Here is a 17,985-nt window from a genome sequence, read left to right on the forward strand (position 1 = left end):
TGACAACGGGCGCGCCACGGGTTTCCGCCCCCAGTGGAATACTCAGGCTGACGCTGATCACCGTGCTTCGGCCAGCATTGCCACTCCCTCCCCAGGCATCGCCATACTGGGTGTGCACCCGCTGGGCGTTGACGCTGTAGGAAATGCCCCGCCACCGGTTTCCATAACCCAATGAAAAGCTCAACGTGCCGCCGGATCGATTCCAGTACTGGAGCGAGGAACCCGTAAGGTATAGGTTGCCGCCGTCGCGGCCGAGTTGCTGGCTGATGTTGGCGTCCAGCCGGCTGCGTAAGGGGGAGAACGACTCGGCCAAACCGCCTTGCCCGGCACGATCGCGGATCGAAACGGCGTCGCTCAGGCCAAGGTAGCCCCTGGTGGAGTAGCGATAGGCAAGTACGGAAAAATTGGTACCCTGTTCGGGCAAGTTCTTGCTATAGGAAAGGCGGTAACTCGATCCCCGCTGGATATTCCCTTGGGGCATCCGTGTGCGAGCCACGGTGGCGTCGGCAGCGAAGCCGCCCACGACCGTATTGATTGCGGTTCCCACGAGGCCGGATAGATAGTCACCAGTCAGCGAAACGCCGCCATAAGCAGTGATATCGTTGCTAATCCCGCGCTGAAGGACGCCCTGCAGCACATACTGCCCATGGCGGACGCCGGGGCCGTCCAGCTGGCCTGCCGCCAGGCTGTAACGCGTGGTACCCGGCCGCAGGAGCCGCACGGTGGTGGCGAATGGCACGGTGAACGTGTGCACCTGCCCGTTGGACTCCGTCACGCTGACATGCAGGTCACCCCCGTAGCTTGCCGCCTGCAGATCATCAATGGCAAATGCCCCTGGCGCGACGGTCGTCTCGTAGATCAGGTAGCCGCGCTGGTGGACGGAGACCTTGGCATTGGAGTTCGCCACGCCGCGCACCACCGGGGAGTAATAGCGATAGGCGTCAGGCAGCATCCGGCCGTCGCTGGAGAGTTGTGCGCCACGGAAAGAAACGGAATCGAAGAACTCCCCGCCGGTTGAGCTTTCCCCAACCAACAACTGCGACATCAAACTCGGTATATCGGTCTGAACGTAGGTATTGCCGCGCTGATACTCAGCCCCGGCGCTGGGCGACCAGGTGGCCGTTCCGTTATGCCGAAGCCTGATGCGGCCGACGTTCACGCCCATCCTCAAGCCGGCGTAGCCATTGGTATGGCTCCGGCCCTCGTTCTGGCTGCTGAACAGGTTGGCGTTGTAGTTGATCAGGCCGGCAGCGATACCGCTGTCCCAATTGGCAGGATCGACGTAGGACTTCGAGGAGCCAGCGCGCAAGAAATATTTGGGCACCGAGATAAACATCTTTTGCTCCGCGACGTCGACCTTGACCTCCGCGCCAGGGACATAGTGCTTTAGCGGCTCGCAGACGAAACCCTCCGGCATCGGATTCGAGCCCTTGTTGTCCTGTCCGCGCGCGCTCTTGTCCAGATCGATCCCGATGCGCACGAGCAAGCTGCGCTCAAAGCAGGGCACCGCGTCGGCATCGGCATCATCTGCCGGCGCGCGGAATTCGATCTCCTCGATGCCACGCCACTGGCCATTCACCAGAAGGTCGAACCTGTACTTGCCCGGTAGCGGCAAATTTCCACGCTCGAACCGACTGAGATCGATGGTCATGCCCGCGCCGCCCTGGATCATCATTTCGGCATCGAAGATGAGCGGCCCGCTTTGGGCCCGCGTGGATTTTCCGGCGCCGGCTGCGGGATTGGCGGACGCACCGGCAGACTTCGACTCGGCTGGAACAAGGCCATCCTGGCGCGCATTCTCTGCGTGTGCCCCGTCCACAACCGACCTGGCGGACGCCGGGTTCGACACGATTGATGACCCGACCAGACCCGCAAAAAGCGTTCCGATCAGAGGGTGGGTTGTTGCGCCGATTCGCGCCCAAAGATAGCCGCCAGCCAGGGAAGACGGCAGAAACTGGCCCGTATTCCGCTTATCGCGGGCAAAATTCGCCCACCGCATGATGAAGCCCCCAAAGATACTATCGGAATAAATGAATGGCCGCGAAGTGAATCGGGCATTTACTTGGCCAGCACTTTTTCAATCACCCTTCGACCACCGTAGTCATTTATGATCTCGTAGCGAACCGCCGCTGGTTTTTTCTTTTCGAGAATGCCACCAGCCACAGCGAATGTCTCGCGGCCAAACGGCGCCACCATGCCATTTCCGGCAGAGATAAACTTACCGTCCACCTTGATTTCAACATCACCAAACGAAACGTAATAAGGTGTGGGATTAATGACCTCGAGCAGGTTATTCGCCCCACCCCCGGTCGCATTGCCCGCATCAATGGAAGAAACATCTTGCCTTGACGCTATTTCCCACGTGAGCTTGTCTGGCGCCGAGTCGGCGTCACCGCCCAGATTTTTAGGCCGGAAGAATATTTTGATGCGCGTCCGATAGGAGAGCTGCAATACGTTCTCCTCATCTTTCGGGCGGGCCGGCACTTCAACGACGTTCAACCAGAATACGGATTCCCGGTCGGTCGGTAGCGGCTCCTGCATATAGACGATACGCAGGACTGCGCCATTATCGGGATCGACTCGGCCAACGGCCGGAGAAACTGTAAAGGGAACCTTCACCTGCTCGGGCGTTAGTTCCAGCCGGCCGTCATCGATCCAGCTCTGCATGAGCACGGGCAATGAGCCTGTGTTCCTGATCTGCACCGAGGCTTCGCGCGCCGCGGCGGGATAGATTACCCGCGTCCCCTGAATGATGAGGCCGGCCCATGCCGGGCCGGCGGACAACGCCAAGGCCATGGCGCCGGCGAAGAAAACAGAACGAGCGCTACGCATCGCCGACACCATGCCTGCGCCGACTTACTGGTAGGCCAGGATGTAGCGGATGTAGGAAACACCGGCGCCAGCCTTAACGGTCGCCTTGGTTTGGATGTAGCGAGCGCGGTAGAACAGTTGGGCGGTATTACCCGCGATGGTCGCCTGCTGCGGCGCACTTTCGGCCTGGCCGAGCTGGATCTTCGCCTTATTGTCTACGTCACCATCAGTACCGGTGCCCTTATAGTTGTTGGAGACTTCGATCTGCACACCATCGGCAGCCGAGGAACCAATCAGGACGAGATTGCCGGTCGATTGATCGATGTTGCCATTACCATTCGGGTCGAAGGCGATGGAGACCTTCTTGCCGTTGGCGCATTGCGGACCGGAGAGATTCAGCGCAAATTCCGCATAATCGCTGCCCTTGTTCACGGCGGTGAACTTGCTCAAGGGAATTCCGCTACCCAGATTGACATAGGTCACGTTGTTTTCGCCGGGTGCGTTGCCATTGATAAGGCAAGTGGCATCGCTGATGCTGCCCTCAAACTGGATCTTGCCGTCAGCGGCTTGCGAGACTGCGGGCAGGCACGACGCCAGCGCGAGCAGGGATGCAATAGCAGTGCGCTTCATTTTATGGTCCTTTTCCTTTTCATATAAATTGGAAGCCTTTGACACGATGCCGATGCACGGTCAGTGTCTCGGGCACTCTGGCAATCCTTTACCGCCCCATATCGAAGAGCCCGCGCCGTAGGTAGCGTGGCTAAGAAGGAGGCCGGGTTTCGCTGTCACCTGCGAACGAATACTGTAGCCGTCCTCCCCCGTAATTTATTTAGTAAAACTACGAAAATATTATAGTAAAACATCGAAAATCAAATATACCGCCAATAAAATCCAGGGACGAAGGATAGCGGCAACCACAAAAAGCGATTGAAAATCTGCTCACGCACGAAGAATCAAAGACCTATATTCATCGACCAACCGAATAGCGCGACGACGATCAATTCGATCGAAATATATAAATCCAGAATTACCGGATACCGTGCCTGGCAGGCGTGTTGTGAGCCGCCTTGAAGAAGCGGAAGATGATGGTCGTCGCGCAGGCATGGAACAGCCGGCCCGGGAGCCAGCAGATCAACCGGCTCGAAGGCGAGCCGTCGACCCGTCTGCGGCAAAAGGGACGGCGAGCGGGGTCCATCTCGAAGACAAGGACCAGGTTGGTCCTGGATACCTGGATACCTGGAACCGGCCCGTTCTTCCGCCGCCTCGGGATTCAGGCAACGCCGGGCATCGTGCTCATCAATGAATAGGCACTGACAGCACACGGACAGCCGCTTGGGCCAGGATTCCCGCCAGGATCCTCAATGGGTTGCAGGAATGCGGTAGCCGTCGTTGAGGGTCTTCAGGAAGGCGATGACGTCGCGGATCTCCGCCTCGGACAGGGCTGGCTTGCTGCCGGGCACGCCGCCGAACGGGGGTTCCATGTTGACGTTGCCACGATACCGCGCTGGCAGGTCGTCGAACTTGTCGATGCTGCCTTCGGCCTTGCGCGGATACCACTTGCCGGGATTGCTGTCCCGCTGCACGTAGAAGCGCAGCACCTCTTCGAGCGAATGAAAGGCGCCGTTGTGGAAGAAGGTCTTGCGTTGCGCCACGTTGCGCAGCCCAGGGGTGCGGAACAGGCCACAGTACTCGGGCCGGTCCTTCAGGTCGGTGCGATCCGGCCCACACAGGCCCATGTCGAAGAAAGCCGGATCGGCATTGACCGCCAGCTTGCGGTTGCGCGGCACGCCCAGGGCGATGAAGCCGAAGTCGCTGAAGGCGGGAAACACGCCGTCGGCGCTGATCGCGCTCGGGTGGCAGGCCGCGCAGTTGCCCTTGGCGGGGTCGTTGAACAGGCGCAGGCCGCGCGCTTCCTGCTCGCTCAGCTTGACCCTGCGCCGCAGGAACGCATCGTACTTGCTGCTGTAGGGATAGAACTCGGATGGGGTTTCCTGGAACACCTCCAACACCATCAGCGCGGCCTGGAAGGCCACCGCGTCACGCTCCAGGATATCGGCGCCGAATACCTCGCGAAAGGTCTGCGCGTGCTTGCCGGCGCGTAGCCGGGCGGCCACGGCGGCGGCATCCGCGTTGGCCATCTCATGGGCCGACAGCAACGGGATGCCAGCCTGCTCGTGGGTGGAGGAAGCCCGCCCGTCCCAGTTGTGGCCGCCGGTGGGGCCCTGGTCTTCGCTGTCGTTGCCGTCGTTCTCGTGGAAATGTTCGGAGAACGGCGGCACGTTCTGCACATAGCGCAGCGACGGCGCCGCGCGCGCGCCGGTGCGCAGCATGTCGCGCCCGCCCAGCTGCACCGAGAGATCGTTGGCCGGACCGTAGGCGTGTTCCGGGCTGTGGCAGCTTGCGCACGAGAGCCGGCCGGACGCCGACAACGCGGGATCGAAGAACAGCGCCTTGCCAAGCGCGGCCATGGCCGGCACCTTGGGGCGGCGCGTCGCCATCATGGTATAGAACGCATCGGCGTAGGCAGGGCGCGCGGGCGCCGCGGCCTGGCTGGCAGCCGGCGCGGAGGCGGGGACCGGGGCAGCAGCCGCTTGCTGGCCGGACTTGCCGCAGCCCGCCAAGGTCAGCGCGAATGCCAGCAGCAAAGCGCCGGAGACAAAGCGCGGGATTGGGGAAGGAACTGGCGGCAGGACGGAGCGCAGCGGCATCTGTGCGGCGGAGTGAATTGGCGCGGGCGGGATGGGTGCGGCAGCCCACGCACAGGAGATTCGGGAACGGGCAGCCACGCTAGCACGCGTGCATGACAGCGGCGTGTCAGTGCGGCCGGATGTCTTTTTCCCGTCCCCCGCGCCATCATCAATCTGACATGGAGCAGCGCGAAAATCGTGTGGCTGTCCCAAAAAAACCGCCTTACACAAAACAAACAGGAAAATCCATGCGCCGAGCCTTCAGACTCTATCCTCTTGCAGCGGTGGCCGCCGCTGCCGTGGCCGCCTGCGGCGGCAGCGACGGGAGCACGCCCGCAGCCGTCACCACCTCGGGCGTGGTGACCGGCAGCTATTTCGAGCATGCCAAGGTCTGCATCGATGCCAACAACAATGGCAAGTGCGAGAGCACCGAGACCAGCACCTACACCGACAAGGGCGGCGCCTTTACGCTTACCGGCCAGGGTGCGATCGCCGCCGAGATCGGCAGCGATGCCTTCCGCAACGATGACACCGGCGGCCACGCGGCCGTGACCCGCCCGCTGGTGTTCCGCGCACCGGCCGGCGCCAACGGCGTGCTCAGCGCCATCACCACCGAACTGGTCGCGCTCATGGAGTCCAACGGCGGCGACCTCACCGCGGCCAAGGCACGCCTGGCCGCCCGTATCGGCGTGACGGCGGACAAGCTGCTGGCCGACCACAACAAGGAAACCGACAAGGCCATCAAGGCGACCTTGCAGGCGGAGATCGACCAGACCATTGACCTGATCGCGGACTCGGTCGCCGGCGGCGGCGACATCGCCCGGGCCCTGCGCGACGGCGTCGCCAAGCGCGTCGCCCTCGACAACATCAAGACCGTGGTGGTGATCTACGCCGAGAACCGCGGCTTCGACAATCTCTACGGGCTGTTCCCGGGCGCCAACGGCGTGCCCGGCGTGAACCCCACCTCGACCGGCACCGTCGAGCCGCAGAAGGACTTCGACGGCTCCGTGCTGCCGGTGCTGCCGCCGACCTGGGGCGGGCTCTGGGCCAACAAGCCGTTCCAGATCGACACGCCGCTCGCGTCCGGCGGTATCAACGGCAGCAACGTGGAGATTTCGCAGTCCGTCATCACGCGCGACCTGGTGCATCGTTTCTATAACGACCAGATGCAGATCAACGGCGGCAAGAACGACAAGTACGCCGCGTTCTCGGACGCCGGCGGCCTGACGATGGGCTATTACGACGGCAGCAAGATGGCGATGTGGCAACTCGCCAACCAGTACGTGCTGGCCGACAACTTCTACATGGGTGCCTTTGGCGGCTCGTTCCTGAATCACCAATACCTGATCTGCGCCTGCGCGCCGCAGTACCCGAACGCCGACGCGGCCACGTCGCCGGCCAAGAACTCGATCTCGGCGATCGATCTCGACGCCAATGGCAACTTCGTCCGCCTGACCCCCGGCACCGGCAATCCCGCCTCGGTCCTCACCGGCAAGGCCGTGTACCAGAACGACAGCACGCTGACGCCCGCGGATAAGAGCGGCATGTTCTACGCCGTCAACACCATGCAGCCGGACTACCAGCCGAGCGGCAACAAGCCCGCCGCCACCGATACCACGAGCCTCTACGCCGACCCCACCAAGGCGACCACGCTGCCGCCGCAGACCCAGACCACCATCGGCGACCTGCTGAACGCGCGCGGCGTGAGCTGGGCCTGGTACGCCGGTGCCTGGGCCAAGGCCACGCAGGACCCGACCGCCATCTACAACAACACGGTGCCCAACTTCCAGCCGCACCACCAGCCGTTCAACTACTACGCCAACTTCGACCCGGTCAACCAGGCCGCCAACCGCAGCGCGCACCTGAAGGACTTCGACAGCCAGTTCCTGCAGGACGCCGCCGCCGGCAACCTGCCCGCGGTCGCCTTCTACAAGCCGCAGGGCAACCTGAACCAGCACCCCGGCTATGCCAACGTGAGCGACGGCGACACCCATATCGCCAGCGTGATCGCGCAGCTGCAGAAGAGCCCGCAGTGGAAGAACATGCTGATCCTCGTCACCTACGACGAGAACGGCGGCTTCTACGACCACGCGCAAGTGCCCACCGGCGACCGCTGGGGCCCTGGCACGCGCATCCCGGCGATCCTGGTGTCGCCGTATGTGAAGAAGGGCTTTGTCGACCACACGCAATACGACACGGCCTCGGCGCTGCGCTTCATCACCCGCCGCTTTGTCCTGCCGACCCTGCCGGGCCTGCAGCAACGCGATGCCGCCCTGCTTGCGAACAAGGGCAAGGCCATGGGTGATTTGACCAACGCGCTGGACTTCACGGCCATGCCGCACTGAGCGCGGAAGAAGACCTGGGGCCTTGGCCGAAGCCGGTGGATAGGCCCAGGCCGTCTGCGATGGCAAAGGCTGTCGCTCCCTCTCCCACCCACAAGCAGGAGAGGGAGCAAAACGCCTTTGAAGGTGACTCCGAGGTTAAACAGTTACAGCCATACCGCGCGGCGTACCGCCGATCAGCTCTCTTCCTTCGGCATCTGCGACACGATGAACTCGTGCTCCGCCGTGTTCAACGTCGACACCCGCCACTCCACCGGCTGCCGGTGGTAGGAAAACGCCACGCGGTGAATGCGCATCAGCGGCGCGCCCGGCTCCACGCCGAGCAATGCCTGCTCCCGCTCCGTAGCCAGCACCGAGCGCAACCGCTCCTCGGTCTGGATCACGTTGACGCCAAACGCTTCCTGGTAGAAGTTGTACAAGGTATTGGGCCGGCCGCGTAACTGCGCCTCAGTGAGCCCGGCAAACAGCCGCTCCGGCAGCACGATGTCGTCGATCATCACCGGCCGCTCATCCAGCGACAGCACGTTGGTCAGCGCAAACGCGCGCGCGCCGGCCTCCAGCCCAAGCAGCGTGCACACGCTCTTGTCGGCCTTGATCTTGCGGAACGACTCCAGCTCCACGGTCGGGTAGCGGCGATGGCCGTCGAGGTGGGCCACCTTGAAGAAGCGGAAGAAATGATCGTCGCGCCGGTGCGTGGCCACGAAGGTGCCCCGCCCCTGGTGCCGGATCAGCAGGTTTTCCGCCACCAGTTCGTCGATGGCCTTGCGCAGCGTGCCGATCGACACGCCGAAGCGTTCGACCAATTTCTTCTCCGACGGTATCGCCTCGCCGGGTTTCCATTCGCCATCGGCCAGCGCCTGCAATGCATGCCGTTTCACGTCCTTGTAGAGGACGCCGCCGGGCGGAGGGATATCTCGTAGGTTGCTCATGGCTTGGTGCTTTCTCTGGATAGTTGGAATGTACCAGAGATTAACTCATACAACTCATACATATGACATAGTTGACATGAAGGAATTCAGAACCTATCCTTTGTTCCATCGGTTGCCGCTCGCCGCATGCTGCGCCGTAACAAAAACCCAAGGAGGAGCAATGATTCACGTAGTGCTGCACGATGCAAAAGACACGGTCGCCGTAGCGGTGGTCGAGGGGATCGAGGCCGGGACCGAGCTGAACGCCTGGATCATGGACGAGGACAAGGTCATCACGGTGGTAGCCAAGCAGCCCATTCCGATTGGCCACAAGGTCGCGCTGCGCGACATGGAAGTGGGCCAGACCGTCTTCAAGTACGGCATCGACATCGGCAAGGTGGTTGCGCCCATCACGGCCGGCGACCACGCCCACGTCCACAACATCAAGACCAAACGCTGGTAAGCCGCGCCGCGCCCCGTCCCCCAACACCACATACCGAGAAAACATCCATGTCCGTCATCGACAACCAGACCACCTTCCGGGGCTATCGCCGCGACAACGGCCGCGTCGGCGTGCGCAACCACGTCATCATCCTGCCGCTGGACGACCTCTCCAACGCCGCTGCCGAAGCCGTTGCCGTCGCCATCAAGGGCACCATGGCGATTCCGCACCCGTACGGCCGCCTGCAGTTCGGCCCCGACCTCGACCTGCACTTCCGCACCCTGATCGGCGCGGGCAGCAACCCCAACGTGGCGGCCGTGGTGGTGATCGGCATCGAGGATGGCTGGACCAAGAAGGTGGTGGACGGCATTGCCAAGACCGGCAAGCCGGTGGTGGGCTTTGGCATTGAAGGCCACGGCGACCACGACACCATCATGCGCGCCTCCAAGGCCGCCAAGGAATTCGTGCAGTACGCCACCGGCCTGCACCGCGTGGAATGCCCGATCAGCGACCTGTGGATCTCGACAAAGTGCGGCGAATCCGATACTACCTCCGGCTGCGGCGCCAACCCGACCGTGGGCAACGCTTTCGACAAGCTGCATCCGCTGGGCACCACGCTGGTATTCGGCGAGACCTCGGAGCTCACCGGCGGCGAACATATCGTGGCCGCGCGCTGCGCCAACGACAAGGTGCGCCAGGACTTCATGAAGATGTTCAACCGCTACCAGGGCATGATCGACCGCTGGAAGACCACCGACCTGTCCGAATCGCAGCCGACCAAGGGCAATATCGCCGGCGGCCTGACCACGATCGAAGAGAAAGCGCTCGGCAATATCCAGAAGATCGGCAAGAAATGCACCGTGGACGGCGTGCTGGACAAGGCCGAAGAGCCGACCGGCCCCGGCCTGTGGTTCATGGACTCGTCCTCGGCCGCGGCGGAAATGGTCACGCTATGCGCGGCGTCGGGCTATGTCGTGCACTTGTTCCCGACCGGGCAGGGCAACGTCATTGGCAACCCGATCGTGCCGGTCATCAAGCTGTGCGCCAATCCGCGCACCGTGCGCCTGATGAGCGAGCATATGGACGTGGACTGCTCGGGCCTGCTGCAGCGCGAGCAGACGCTGGACCAGACCGGCGACAAGCTGCTCGAATGCATGATGGCCACCATCAACGGCCGCTGGACCGCCGCGGAAGCGCTGGGCCACCGCGAGTTCGTGCTCACGCGCATCCACGAGTCCGCCTGATGAAACAGGTCTGCATCAGCGAGTTCATGGACGCCGATGCCGTGGCGGCGCTGGACGCTTGCGTGCGGCTGCGCTACGAACCGGCCTGGGTCGACCAGCGCGGGACCCTGCTTGGCGCGCTGGCGCAAACCGATGCGCTGATCGTGCGCAACCGCACCCGGGTCGATGCCGAACTGCTCGACGCAGCGCCCGCGCTGCGGGTGGTCGGCCGGCTTGGGGTGGGACTGGACGGGTGGTCGGCCGGCTTGGGGTGGGACTGGACAATATCGACGTCAAGTCCTGCGAGGCGCGCGGCATCCGCGTGATTCCGGCCACCGGCGCCAACGCGCGCTCGGTGGCCGAGTACGTGGTCACGATGGCGCTGATGCTGTTGCGCGGCGCCTATCTGAGCCATGCCGGCATGGTGGCCGGAAAGTGGCCGCGCGCGCGCCTGTCGGAGGGGCATGAGGCACTAGGCAAGACGCTCGGCCTGATTGGCTTTGGCGATATCGGGCGGCTGACCGCGCGGCTTGCGCAGGCGCTGGGCATGCAGGTAACAGCGCACGATCCGGCACTGCCTGACAATCATCCGGTGTGGCGCGAAACCGGCGTGACGCCGATGACGCTGGAGGCACTGCTGGCCGGCGCGGATGCCGTGAGCCTGCATGTGCCGCTGGTGCCGGCTACGCGCCATCTCATCAACGCGGAGCGCCTGCGCGGCATGAAGCGCGGCGCGGTCCTCGTCAACACCGCGCGTGGCGGCGTGGTCGACGAGGCTGCGCTGGCGGCGGCGCTGCGCGAGGGAGCGCTGGCGGGCGCGGCGCTCGATGTCTTCGAAGCCGAACCGCTGGGGGCCGGCGGTATCCTGGCGGACGCGCCGAACCTGGTGCTGACGCCGCATATCGCCGGCGTCAGTTTCGAGGCCAACGCGCGCGTTTCCATGATGATTGCAGACGCAGTCAAAAACGCACTGGGAGTGCATGCATGACCGCCTACCGGGCAGACGAACTGGAACAACTTGCCGCGAGCGCCCTGCGCAGCGCGGGCGCGAGTGCGGCGCAGGCAGGCCCCACCGCCCGCGCGCTGGTGCAGGCCGACCTCGCCGGGCTGCCGTCGCACGGCGTCTCGCGCGTGCCCATGTATGTGGCGCACCTGCGCCACCAGCGCGTGAACGGGAACGCCCAGCCCACGGTGGCGCGACAGACGCCCGGCACCACGCTGATCGACGCGCAATCCGGCTTCGCCTTTCCCGCCTGTGCGCAAGCGGTCTCGGCCGCCATCGACAGCGCGCGCGAATGCGGCATTGGCGCCGGCGTGGTGACTAACAGCCATCACTTCGGGGCAGCGGCGCTGCATCTGGACCCAGTGGCGCAAGCCGGCATGATCGGCATCGCCATGGGTAATTCGCCGGCGGCCATGCCGGCCTGGGGCGGCCGCACGCCGCTGTTCGGCACCAATCCGATCGCTGCCGTGTTTCCTCGCAAGGATGCCGACCCGCTGGTCATCGACCTGTCGCTCTCGGAAGTGGCGCGCGGCAAGATCATGGTCGCCGCCAAGCAAGGCAAGCCGATCCCGCTGGGCTGGGCGCTCGATGCCGAAGGCAAGCCCACCACCGATGCGCAGGCCGCGCTGCGCGGCTCGATGCTGCCCGCGGGCGGCGTCAAGGGCGCGATGCTCGCCTTGCTGGTGGAGACGCTGATCGTGTCGCTGGCCGGCGCCCACTTTGGCGCGGAAGCCGATTCCTTCTTCGAAGACGCCGGCAACCAGCCACGTATCGGCCAGCTGTTCCTGGCGTTCAATCTGCGCGGCTTCGCAGGCGATGCCGCATACCACGCCCGCCTCGAGGCCCTGATCGCCGCCATGCTTTCGGACAGCGGCACCCGCCTGCCCGGCGCACGACGTATCGACGCGCAGGCCAAAGCCCGGGAGCACGGCATCGAGATCCCCGAAGCACTGGAAAAGGAGTTGCGCACGCTAGCTCAAGCCTGACCGCACCGCATCCACGGCGCCCGCCAGAAGGCGCCGGTCCCACCAAAGGAGACACCATGCACTGCACCTTCCTCCGGCGCATCGCCGGCCCGTCGCTGCTGTTGCTCACGCTGCTCGCCGGACCGGCCGCAGCCAGCAGTACACCTGCAGCCTTCCCGGCCAAGCCGGTCCGCTATGTCGTTCCGTTTGCCGCCGGAGGCCTCACCGATATCTCGGCACGGCAGGTTGGCCAGTACCTGGCCGAGGAATGGAAGCAGCCGGTAGTGGTGGAGAACAAGCCCGGCGGCAATGCGAATATCGGTGCGGAGCAGGTGGCCCGTGCCGGCGCGGACGGCTACACGTGGCTGGCGGTGACGCTGGCGCACTCGTCCAACGTGACACTGTTTCCCCGCCTGCCATTCAATATGCAGAAGGATCTGGTGCCGGTGGCGCGCATCGCCTCGTCACCGATGATGGTGGTAGTGCCGGCCAGTTCGCCGATCAAGTCGCTGAAGGATCTGGCGGAAGCGGCGCGCAAGGGCCGCCTGACCGCCGGGTCCAGCGGCAACGGCACGCCGCCGCACCTGGCGCTGGCGCTGTTCGAGCGGATCACCAAGACCACCATCACCCACGTGCCCTACAAGGGCGGCACGCCGTCCATGACCGACCTGATCGGCGGCCAGATCGATGTGGTGTTCTCCAACTTCCCTGAATCGCTGCAGAACGTCAAAGGTGGCAAGCTGCGCGCCTTGGCGGTGACGACGCGCGAGCGCCATCCGCTGATGCCGGATGTGCCGACGGTGGCCGAAGCCGGCTTTCCCGATCTCATCGTGGAGAACTGGACGGGCCTGATGATGCCCGCCGGCACGCCGCAAGCCGTGATCGACAAGGTCGGCAACTCGGTGACCAGCATGCTGGAGGTGAAGGGCGTGCGCGAGCGCATCATCGCCAGCGGCTTCACGCCGGCACCGATGGCAAGCGCCGCGTTCACTACCTACTTCAATGGCGAAGTGGCGCGCTGGGCCAAGCTGATCAAGGAACAGGACATCCACGCCGACTGAGAGAGGCGGCGCTGCCGCCTTGGTCCCTCGGTCGTCAAGGGGCTGCACGCTAATCGCGTGCGGCCTCCGGCTGCCTGCCGCCGCGAATCGCACCGCTTTGCCGGAAGTATCCCTTGATGACATCCGTAAATGCCAGGCGCGCATGCGTCGAGCGTTCGAGCAAGCCCACCCGGCGCCGCACGTCGACACCGTCGAGCGGCACCAGGCGCAACAGGCTATCGCCCTCCCAGGTGACGTTGGCCAGTTGCGGCACGATCGATATGCCGAACCCCTGCCGCACCAGTTCGATGATCGCCTCGTTCGAATTCAGCTGCATGCTCTCGTTCACGGTCACGCCGCACTGGTCCAGCACCTGCTGCACCAGGTTGCCGGTCCAGGTGCCCGGCTCGAAGCGGATGAACGGCGCTTCGGCCAGCATCTCGCGGCTATCGTCGGGCAGGAAGAAGTGCGGATGGCGCGGCACGATCAGCACCATCGGCTCGGTATATAGCTCGGTCCACACCAGGTTGCGCGGCAGCGGGCGCGGCGAGCGCGTGACCACCGCGGCATCCAGTTCGCCGTGTTCCACCTTGAGCGCGAAATCGGCCGAGAGGCCGGCGAATAGCCGCACGTCCAGGCGCGGATGCTCCTGCTTGATCGCCCACAAGGCATCGGCGAACGCGCCCATCAGCACCGACACCAGAGCACCGATCGCCACCGTTCCGCAGAGACCATCCTCCTGTCCGGAAGCCAGTGCTTCATATCGCTGCACCAGCGCTTCGAGTTCCGGCACCAGCGCGCGGCCGGCGGGATTGAGAATCGCCGCGCGCGCATTGCGGTCGAACAGCTGGCAGTTCAGGTCTTCCTCCAGCGCACGGATCTGTAATCCGACCGCGGCGGGCGTCAGGCCGATCTGCTTGCCCGCCGCCGCGAACGTCCCGCACCGGGCCACGGCCAGAAAGGTCTTGAGGGTGCGGATGGAAGACATTGCGGCTCCGGGATGGCGGTGCGGGGAAAACGGCGGTGCAGAGAAAGAATTCCTTTATCTGGACAAGAGAATTACTAGCTTTTTGCTCGCCGTGCAATCCGGAACAATACGAGCGGACCGCCCGCATCGACAAGCGCCGCGGACAGCTCGGCGGCGCACCAAAACCCTCCCCCAATCGACCCCATGACTACTCTCAACGTTCGTGTTTGGCGCGGCAATGAAGACGGCGAATTCGTCTCCTACCAGGTGCCGCGCAACGCCAGCCAGACGGTACTCGACGTGGTGACCTACATCCAGCGCCACCTCGAACCGGACCTCGGCTACCGCTTCGCCTGCCGCGTCGGCATGTGCGGCTCATGCGCCATGACCGTCAACGGCAAGGCGCGCTGGAGTTGCCGCACGCACGTCGCCAAGGTCGTGCAGGGCGACGCGCTGGAAATCGCCCCGCTGTCGAACCTGCCTGTCATCAAGGACCTCGCCACCGACATGACGGCCTTCTTCGACAAATGGGCCGCCGCCAAGGGGCAGTTCAAGGGCGCTGCCACGCGCCACGATGCATTCGCCAGCGTCGAGCCCGCCTCCCCCGCGCGCAAGGCCGCGGATGCCGGTATCGAGTGCATCGGCTGCGGCGTCTGCTACGCCTCTTGCGATGTGGTCGGCTGGCGCCCCGATTATCTCGGCCCGGCCGCGATAAACCGCGCGTGGACGCTGGTCAACGATGTGCGCGACGTGATGGGCACCGAGCGCCTGCGCGCCGTTGCCGGCGACGCCGGCTGCCACAGCTGCCATACGCAGGGCTCCTGCACCGAGCGTTGCCCCAAGCAGCTGGCGCCGACGGCGGGCATCGCCGGACTCAAGCGCATTGTCGCCAAGGCCGCCATCAAGGGGGAGCTATGAACAAAGCCATTTCGGTCGGCACCCAGGCCAGGCTGTGGTACTGGCAGCGCATCAGCGCCATGGTCCTGGCGCTGTGCGTGGTGGGACATCTCATCGTCATCATGGTCGCCGTGCGCGGCGGACTCTCCGGCGCCGAGGTGCTGGCACGCACGCGTGGCAACTGGGCCTTCGGTGTCTTCTACGCCTGCTTCGTGCTGGCCTGCACGGTGCATGTGCCGATCGGCCTGATGCGGGTAGCAGAGGAATGGCTGGCATGGCGTGCGCGCAGCGCGGTGACTGCGGCATGGCTGTTTGCCGCCGTGCTGGGATTGGCCGGACTGCGCGCCGTCTACGCGGTGGTGATGCCATGAAGAGAAACGACATGCGCGCGCGCAACCATGCCGCCTATTGGGCCTTCCTGATCCACAGGCTTTCCGGCCTCGCGCTGGCGCTGTTCCTGCCAGTGCACTTCTGGGCGCTCGGCCATGCCATCCGGGGCGAGGCAGCGCTCGACGGCTTCCTGAAACTCACCGACAACCCGCTGTTCAAGACAGGTGAGTGGGGGCTGGTGATCCTGCTCTCGCTGCACATGATGGGCGGCGTGCGGCTCTTGCTGATCGAGTTCCGGCCGTGGACGGGCCTGCGCAAGGACTGGGTCGCGTTCAGTCTCGGTGCCGGACTGTGCACCGGGCTGGCCTTCATGCTCTCGCTGTTTTCGTAGGCTCGCAACGATGAGCGCCGCCGGCTGAAGCGGCGCCATTCCCACAACACCAAAGGAGACCACCCATGACGCTTTCCCCGAAGTCTTTGAGCCGCCGGCGCTGCCTTGCGCTCTGCCTTGGCGCAGCCGCGGTGCTTGCGGCCGGCAGCGCGCAGGCGGATGCATGGCCGACTCGCCCGGTCACGATGATCGTGCCGTTCGCCGCGGGCGGCAGCACGGATGTGCTCGGCCGCGTGATCGGGCAGAAGCTGAGCGAGATGTGGAAGCAGACCGTGGTGGTCGAGAACCGTCTGGGCGCGGGCGGTGCCGTGGGCGCGCAGGTCACCGCGAAGGCGGCGGCCGACGGCTATACGATGATGCTGGCCTCGGGCAGCATGTTCACCGTCAACCCGTTCATCTACCAGCGGCTGCCCTACAGCGCCAAGGACTTCACCTTTATCACCAACGTGGCCAGCGGCCCGATGCTGGTGGTCGTCAACCCCGGTGTGCCGGCCAAGAACCTGAAGGAACTGATCAGCCTGGCGAAGTCCCAGCCGGGCAAGCTCAACTTCGGCTCCGCGGGCACCGGCAGCCAGGTGCACATGGCGGGCGAGGCCTTCGCCGATGCCGCCGGCATCGACATCGCGCACGTGCCTTACAAGGGCGAATCGCTGGCCTACAACGACCTGATGGCGGGCCAGCTGCAGCTGATGGTGGGCAACATCGCGGCGGCCTCGCAGTTCGTGAAGGGCGGCAAGCTACGCGCGCTCGCGGTCACCGGCACCGAGCGCTCGCCCATGCTGCCCGACGTGCCAACCGTGGCTGAGGCCGGCCTCACGGGCATGGAGAGCGTGACCGGCTGGTTCGGCTTCGTGATGCCGGCTGGCACGCCACCGGCGATCGTCAGCAAGGTGCAACAGGACACGGTCAAGGTGCTGGCGGATCCCGATACCCAGGCACGGCTGCTAGCACAGGGCATGAAGCCGGTCGGCAACACGCCGCAGCAACTGAGCGCGGCCATCGCCACGGAATCGCAGCGATGGGAAAAGATCGTCAAGAACCGCAACCTGACGGCCAACTGAGCGCCAGCCAGACACATCCAAGCCGAGCATCGAGGACAGGCATGAACATTGATCTCTCCCTACTGGAAGACGCGGCCAGGGAACTGTATATCCGCGCGCTGAAGATACTACCGCCCGACGTCAAGGACGGCATCGCGCAACTGCAGGAGAACGAAACCTCCGCCACCGCGCGCAGCGTCCTGGCCACCATGAGCAAGAACATCCGCATCGCGGAGGAGACCGACAACCTGCTGTGCCAGGACACCGGCGTGCCGATCTACAACATGACGATCGGCACCGGCATCGCGGTCGACGGGCATGCGTTCAAGCAGGCCATCCGGCGCGGCTGCGAGCGCGCCACGCGCGAGCACCCGCTGCGTTCTTCCGTGGTGCATCCGCTGACCCGCAAGAACAACCACAGCTCCTGCGGCATCGAGGTGCCGGTGATCCATATCGACTTCGACGACACGCCGGGGCGCATGACGCTGGAGATGGTGCCCAAGGGCAGCGGCTCGGAGAACAACTCCTTTCTCAAGATGGCGATCCCCGCCGAAGGCATGGATGCCGTCAAGACCTTCGTCATCGACAGCGTGATCGCCGCCGGCGGCAAGACCTGCCCGCCGACCATCGTCGGCGTGGGCCTGGGCGGCACATCGGACCTGTGCGTGGCGTTGGCCAAGCGCGCTGCAACTCGCGCGCTCGGCACGCGATGCACGGACCCGGATGGCGCCGCGCTCGAAGCGGAACTGTCGCGGGCCGTGAACCAGCTCGGTGTCGGCCCGCAGGGCCTGGGCGGCGATGCGACCGCCTTCGCGGTGCATATCGAGCTGGCCTCAACGCATATCACGATGAACCCCATTGCCGTCAACATGCAGTGCCATTCCGCGCGGCGCGCTTGTGCCACCTTCACCGCTGACGGCATCAGCTACGGATTCTGAC

At 64.6% G+C, this 17,985-nt stretch carries 16 protein-coding genes and 2 pseudogenes; 12 read left to right on the forward strand and 6 right to left on the reverse strand.

Translation table 11 applies throughout. The annotated features are described in order from the left end of the window. Window positions 1–10: 10 nt before the first annotated feature. The 3 genes and pseudogenes from OR16_RS18105 to OR16_RS18115 all read right to left on the reverse strand — a co-directional run. Window positions 11–1,999 (reverse strand): annotated as a pseudogene (locus OR16_RS18105) (fimbria/pilus outer membrane usher protein); the annotation flags it as partial. 59 nt (window positions 2,000–2,058) lie between these two features. Beyond that, the gene (locus tag OR16_RS18110) at window positions 2,059–2,844 is read right to left on the reverse strand and encodes a fimbrial biogenesis chaperone (RefSeq protein WP_006159390.1); all 786 of its coding nucleotides are present in this window, start codon (window positions 2,842–2,844) and stop codon (window positions 2,059–2,061) included. A 12-nt stretch (window positions 2,845–2,856) separates the two neighbouring features. Beyond that, window positions 2,857–3,441 carry a fimbrial protein gene (locus OR16_RS18115; RefSeq protein ID WP_006159391.1) on the reverse strand — a complete coding sequence of 195 codons (585 nt, stop codon included), beginning with the start codon at window positions 3,439–3,441 and terminating at the stop codon, window positions 2,857–2,859. A gap of 452 nt (window positions 3,442–3,893) precedes the next feature. On the opposite strand from OR16_RS18115, the gene OR16_RS18120 reads away from it, so the two are divergent. Continuing rightward, a complete protein-coding gene (locus OR16_RS18120) occupies window positions 3,894–4,118 on the forward strand; it encodes a hypothetical protein (protein ID WP_006159392.1) in 225 nt (74 codons plus the stop codon). A 51-nt stretch (window positions 4,119–4,169) separates the two neighbouring features. On the opposite strand, the gene OR16_RS18125 is transcribed toward OR16_RS18120, so the two are convergent. After that, complete coding sequence (locus OR16_RS18125; RefSeq protein WP_006159393.1) at window positions 4,170–5,519, reverse strand: cytochrome-c peroxidase; 1,350 nt, start codon at window positions 5,517–5,519, stop codon at window positions 4,170–4,172. A 227-nt stretch (window positions 5,520–5,746) separates the two neighbouring features. Here OR16_RS18125 and acpA point away from each other — a divergent pair, with 227 nt between their 5' ends. Continuing rightward, on the forward strand, window positions 5,747–7,843 hold the full coding sequence (gene acpA / locus OR16_RS18130) for an acid phosphatase (protein ID WP_043420260.1): 2,097 nt from the start codon (window positions 5,747–5,749) through the stop codon (window positions 7,841–7,843). A gap of 173 nt (window positions 7,844–8,016) precedes the next feature. Here acpA and OR16_RS18135 read toward each other — a convergent pair whose 3' ends face one another. Beyond that, complete coding sequence (locus tag OR16_RS18135) at window positions 8,017–8,769, reverse strand: GntR family transcriptional regulator (protein ID WP_006159395.1); 753 nt, start codon at window positions 8,767–8,769, stop codon at window positions 8,017–8,019. A gap of 160 nt (window positions 8,770–8,929) precedes the next feature. On the opposite strand from OR16_RS18135, the gene OR16_RS18140 reads away from it, so the two are divergent. The 5 genes and pseudogenes from OR16_RS18140 to OR16_RS18160 all read left to right on the forward strand — a co-directional run bounded on the left by OR16_RS18140 (window position 8,930) and on the right by OR16_RS18160 (window position 13,442). Beyond that, entirely contained in the window at window positions 8,930–9,211 is a 282-nt protein-coding gene (locus OR16_RS18140; RefSeq protein WP_006159396.1) for a UxaA family hydrolase, read from the forward strand. A gap of 47 nt (window positions 9,212–9,258) precedes the next feature. Then, window positions 9,259–10,434 (forward strand): UxaA family hydrolase, encoded by a 1,176-nt coding sequence (locus OR16_RS18145; protein WP_006159397.1) that lies wholly within the window; start codon window positions 9,259–9,261, stop codon window positions 10,432–10,434. Continuing rightward, a pseudogene (locus tag OR16_RS18150) lies at window positions 10,434–11,401 on the forward strand (hydroxyacid dehydrogenase). The gene OR16_RS18145 and the pseudogene OR16_RS18150 overlap by 1 nt, the downstream one beginning before the upstream one ends. Next, on the forward strand, window positions 11,398–12,402 hold the full coding sequence (locus OR16_RS18155; protein ID WP_006159398.1) for an Ldh family oxidoreductase: 1,005 nt from the start codon (window positions 11,398–11,400) through the stop codon (window positions 12,400–12,402). The pseudogene OR16_RS18150 and the gene OR16_RS18155 overlap by 4 nt, the downstream one beginning before the upstream one ends. A 56-nt stretch (window positions 12,403–12,458) precedes the next feature. Continuing rightward, window positions 12,459–13,442: a Bug family tripartite tricarboxylate transporter substrate binding protein gene (locus OR16_RS18160; protein ID WP_006159399.1), complete on the forward strand. Its 984-nt coding sequence runs from the start codon at window positions 12,459–12,461 to the stop codon at window positions 13,440–13,442. A gap of 49 nt (window positions 13,443–13,491) precedes the next feature. Here OR16_RS18160 and OR16_RS18165 read toward each other — a convergent pair whose 3' ends face one another. After that, entirely contained in the window at window positions 13,492–14,409 is a 918-nt protein-coding gene (locus OR16_RS18165; RefSeq protein WP_006159400.1) for a LysR family transcriptional regulator, read from the reverse strand. A gap of 183 nt (window positions 14,410–14,592) precedes the next feature. On the opposite strand from OR16_RS18165, the gene OR16_RS18170 reads away from it, so the two are divergent. The 5 genes from OR16_RS18170 to OR16_RS18190 all read left to right on the forward strand — a co-directional run bounded on the left by OR16_RS18170 (window position 14,593) and on the right by OR16_RS18190 (window position 17,984). Further along, window positions 14,593–15,306 (forward strand): succinate dehydrogenase/fumarate reductase iron-sulfur subunit, encoded by a 714-nt coding sequence (locus tag OR16_RS18170; protein WP_006159401.1) that lies wholly within the window; start codon window positions 14,593–14,595, stop codon window positions 15,304–15,306. Next, window positions 15,303–15,656: a fumarate reductase gene (locus OR16_RS18175; protein WP_006159402.1), complete on the forward strand. Its 354-nt coding sequence runs from the start codon at window positions 15,303–15,305 to the stop codon at window positions 15,654–15,656. The genes OR16_RS18170 and OR16_RS18175 overlap by 4 nt, the downstream gene beginning before the upstream one ends. Continuing rightward, window positions 15,653–16,006, forward strand: a complete 354-nt coding sequence (gene sdhC / locus OR16_RS18180) for a succinate dehydrogenase, cytochrome b556 subunit (RefSeq protein ID WP_192816436.1) — start codon at window positions 15,653–15,655, stop codon at window positions 16,004–16,006. The genes OR16_RS18175 and sdhC overlap by 4 nt, the downstream gene beginning before the upstream one ends. A gap of 65 nt (window positions 16,007–16,071) precedes the next feature. Then, window positions 16,072–17,067 (forward strand): Bug family tripartite tricarboxylate transporter substrate binding protein, encoded by a 996-nt coding sequence (locus OR16_RS18185; RefSeq protein WP_006159404.1) that lies wholly within the window; start codon window positions 16,072–16,074, stop codon window positions 17,065–17,067. Between the two features lie 41 nt (window positions 17,068–17,108). After that, window positions 17,109–17,984 (forward strand): fumarate hydratase, encoded by an 876-nt coding sequence (locus OR16_RS18190; RefSeq protein WP_006159405.1) that lies wholly within the window; start codon window positions 17,109–17,111, stop codon window positions 17,982–17,984. Window position 17,985: the final 1 nt, after the last annotated feature.

This window comes from Cupriavidus basilensis OR16 (assembly GCF_000243095.1).
GTDB classification, from domain to species: Bacteria; Pseudomonadota; Gammaproteobacteria; order Burkholderiales; family Burkholderiaceae; genus Cupriavidus; species Cupriavidus basilensis_D.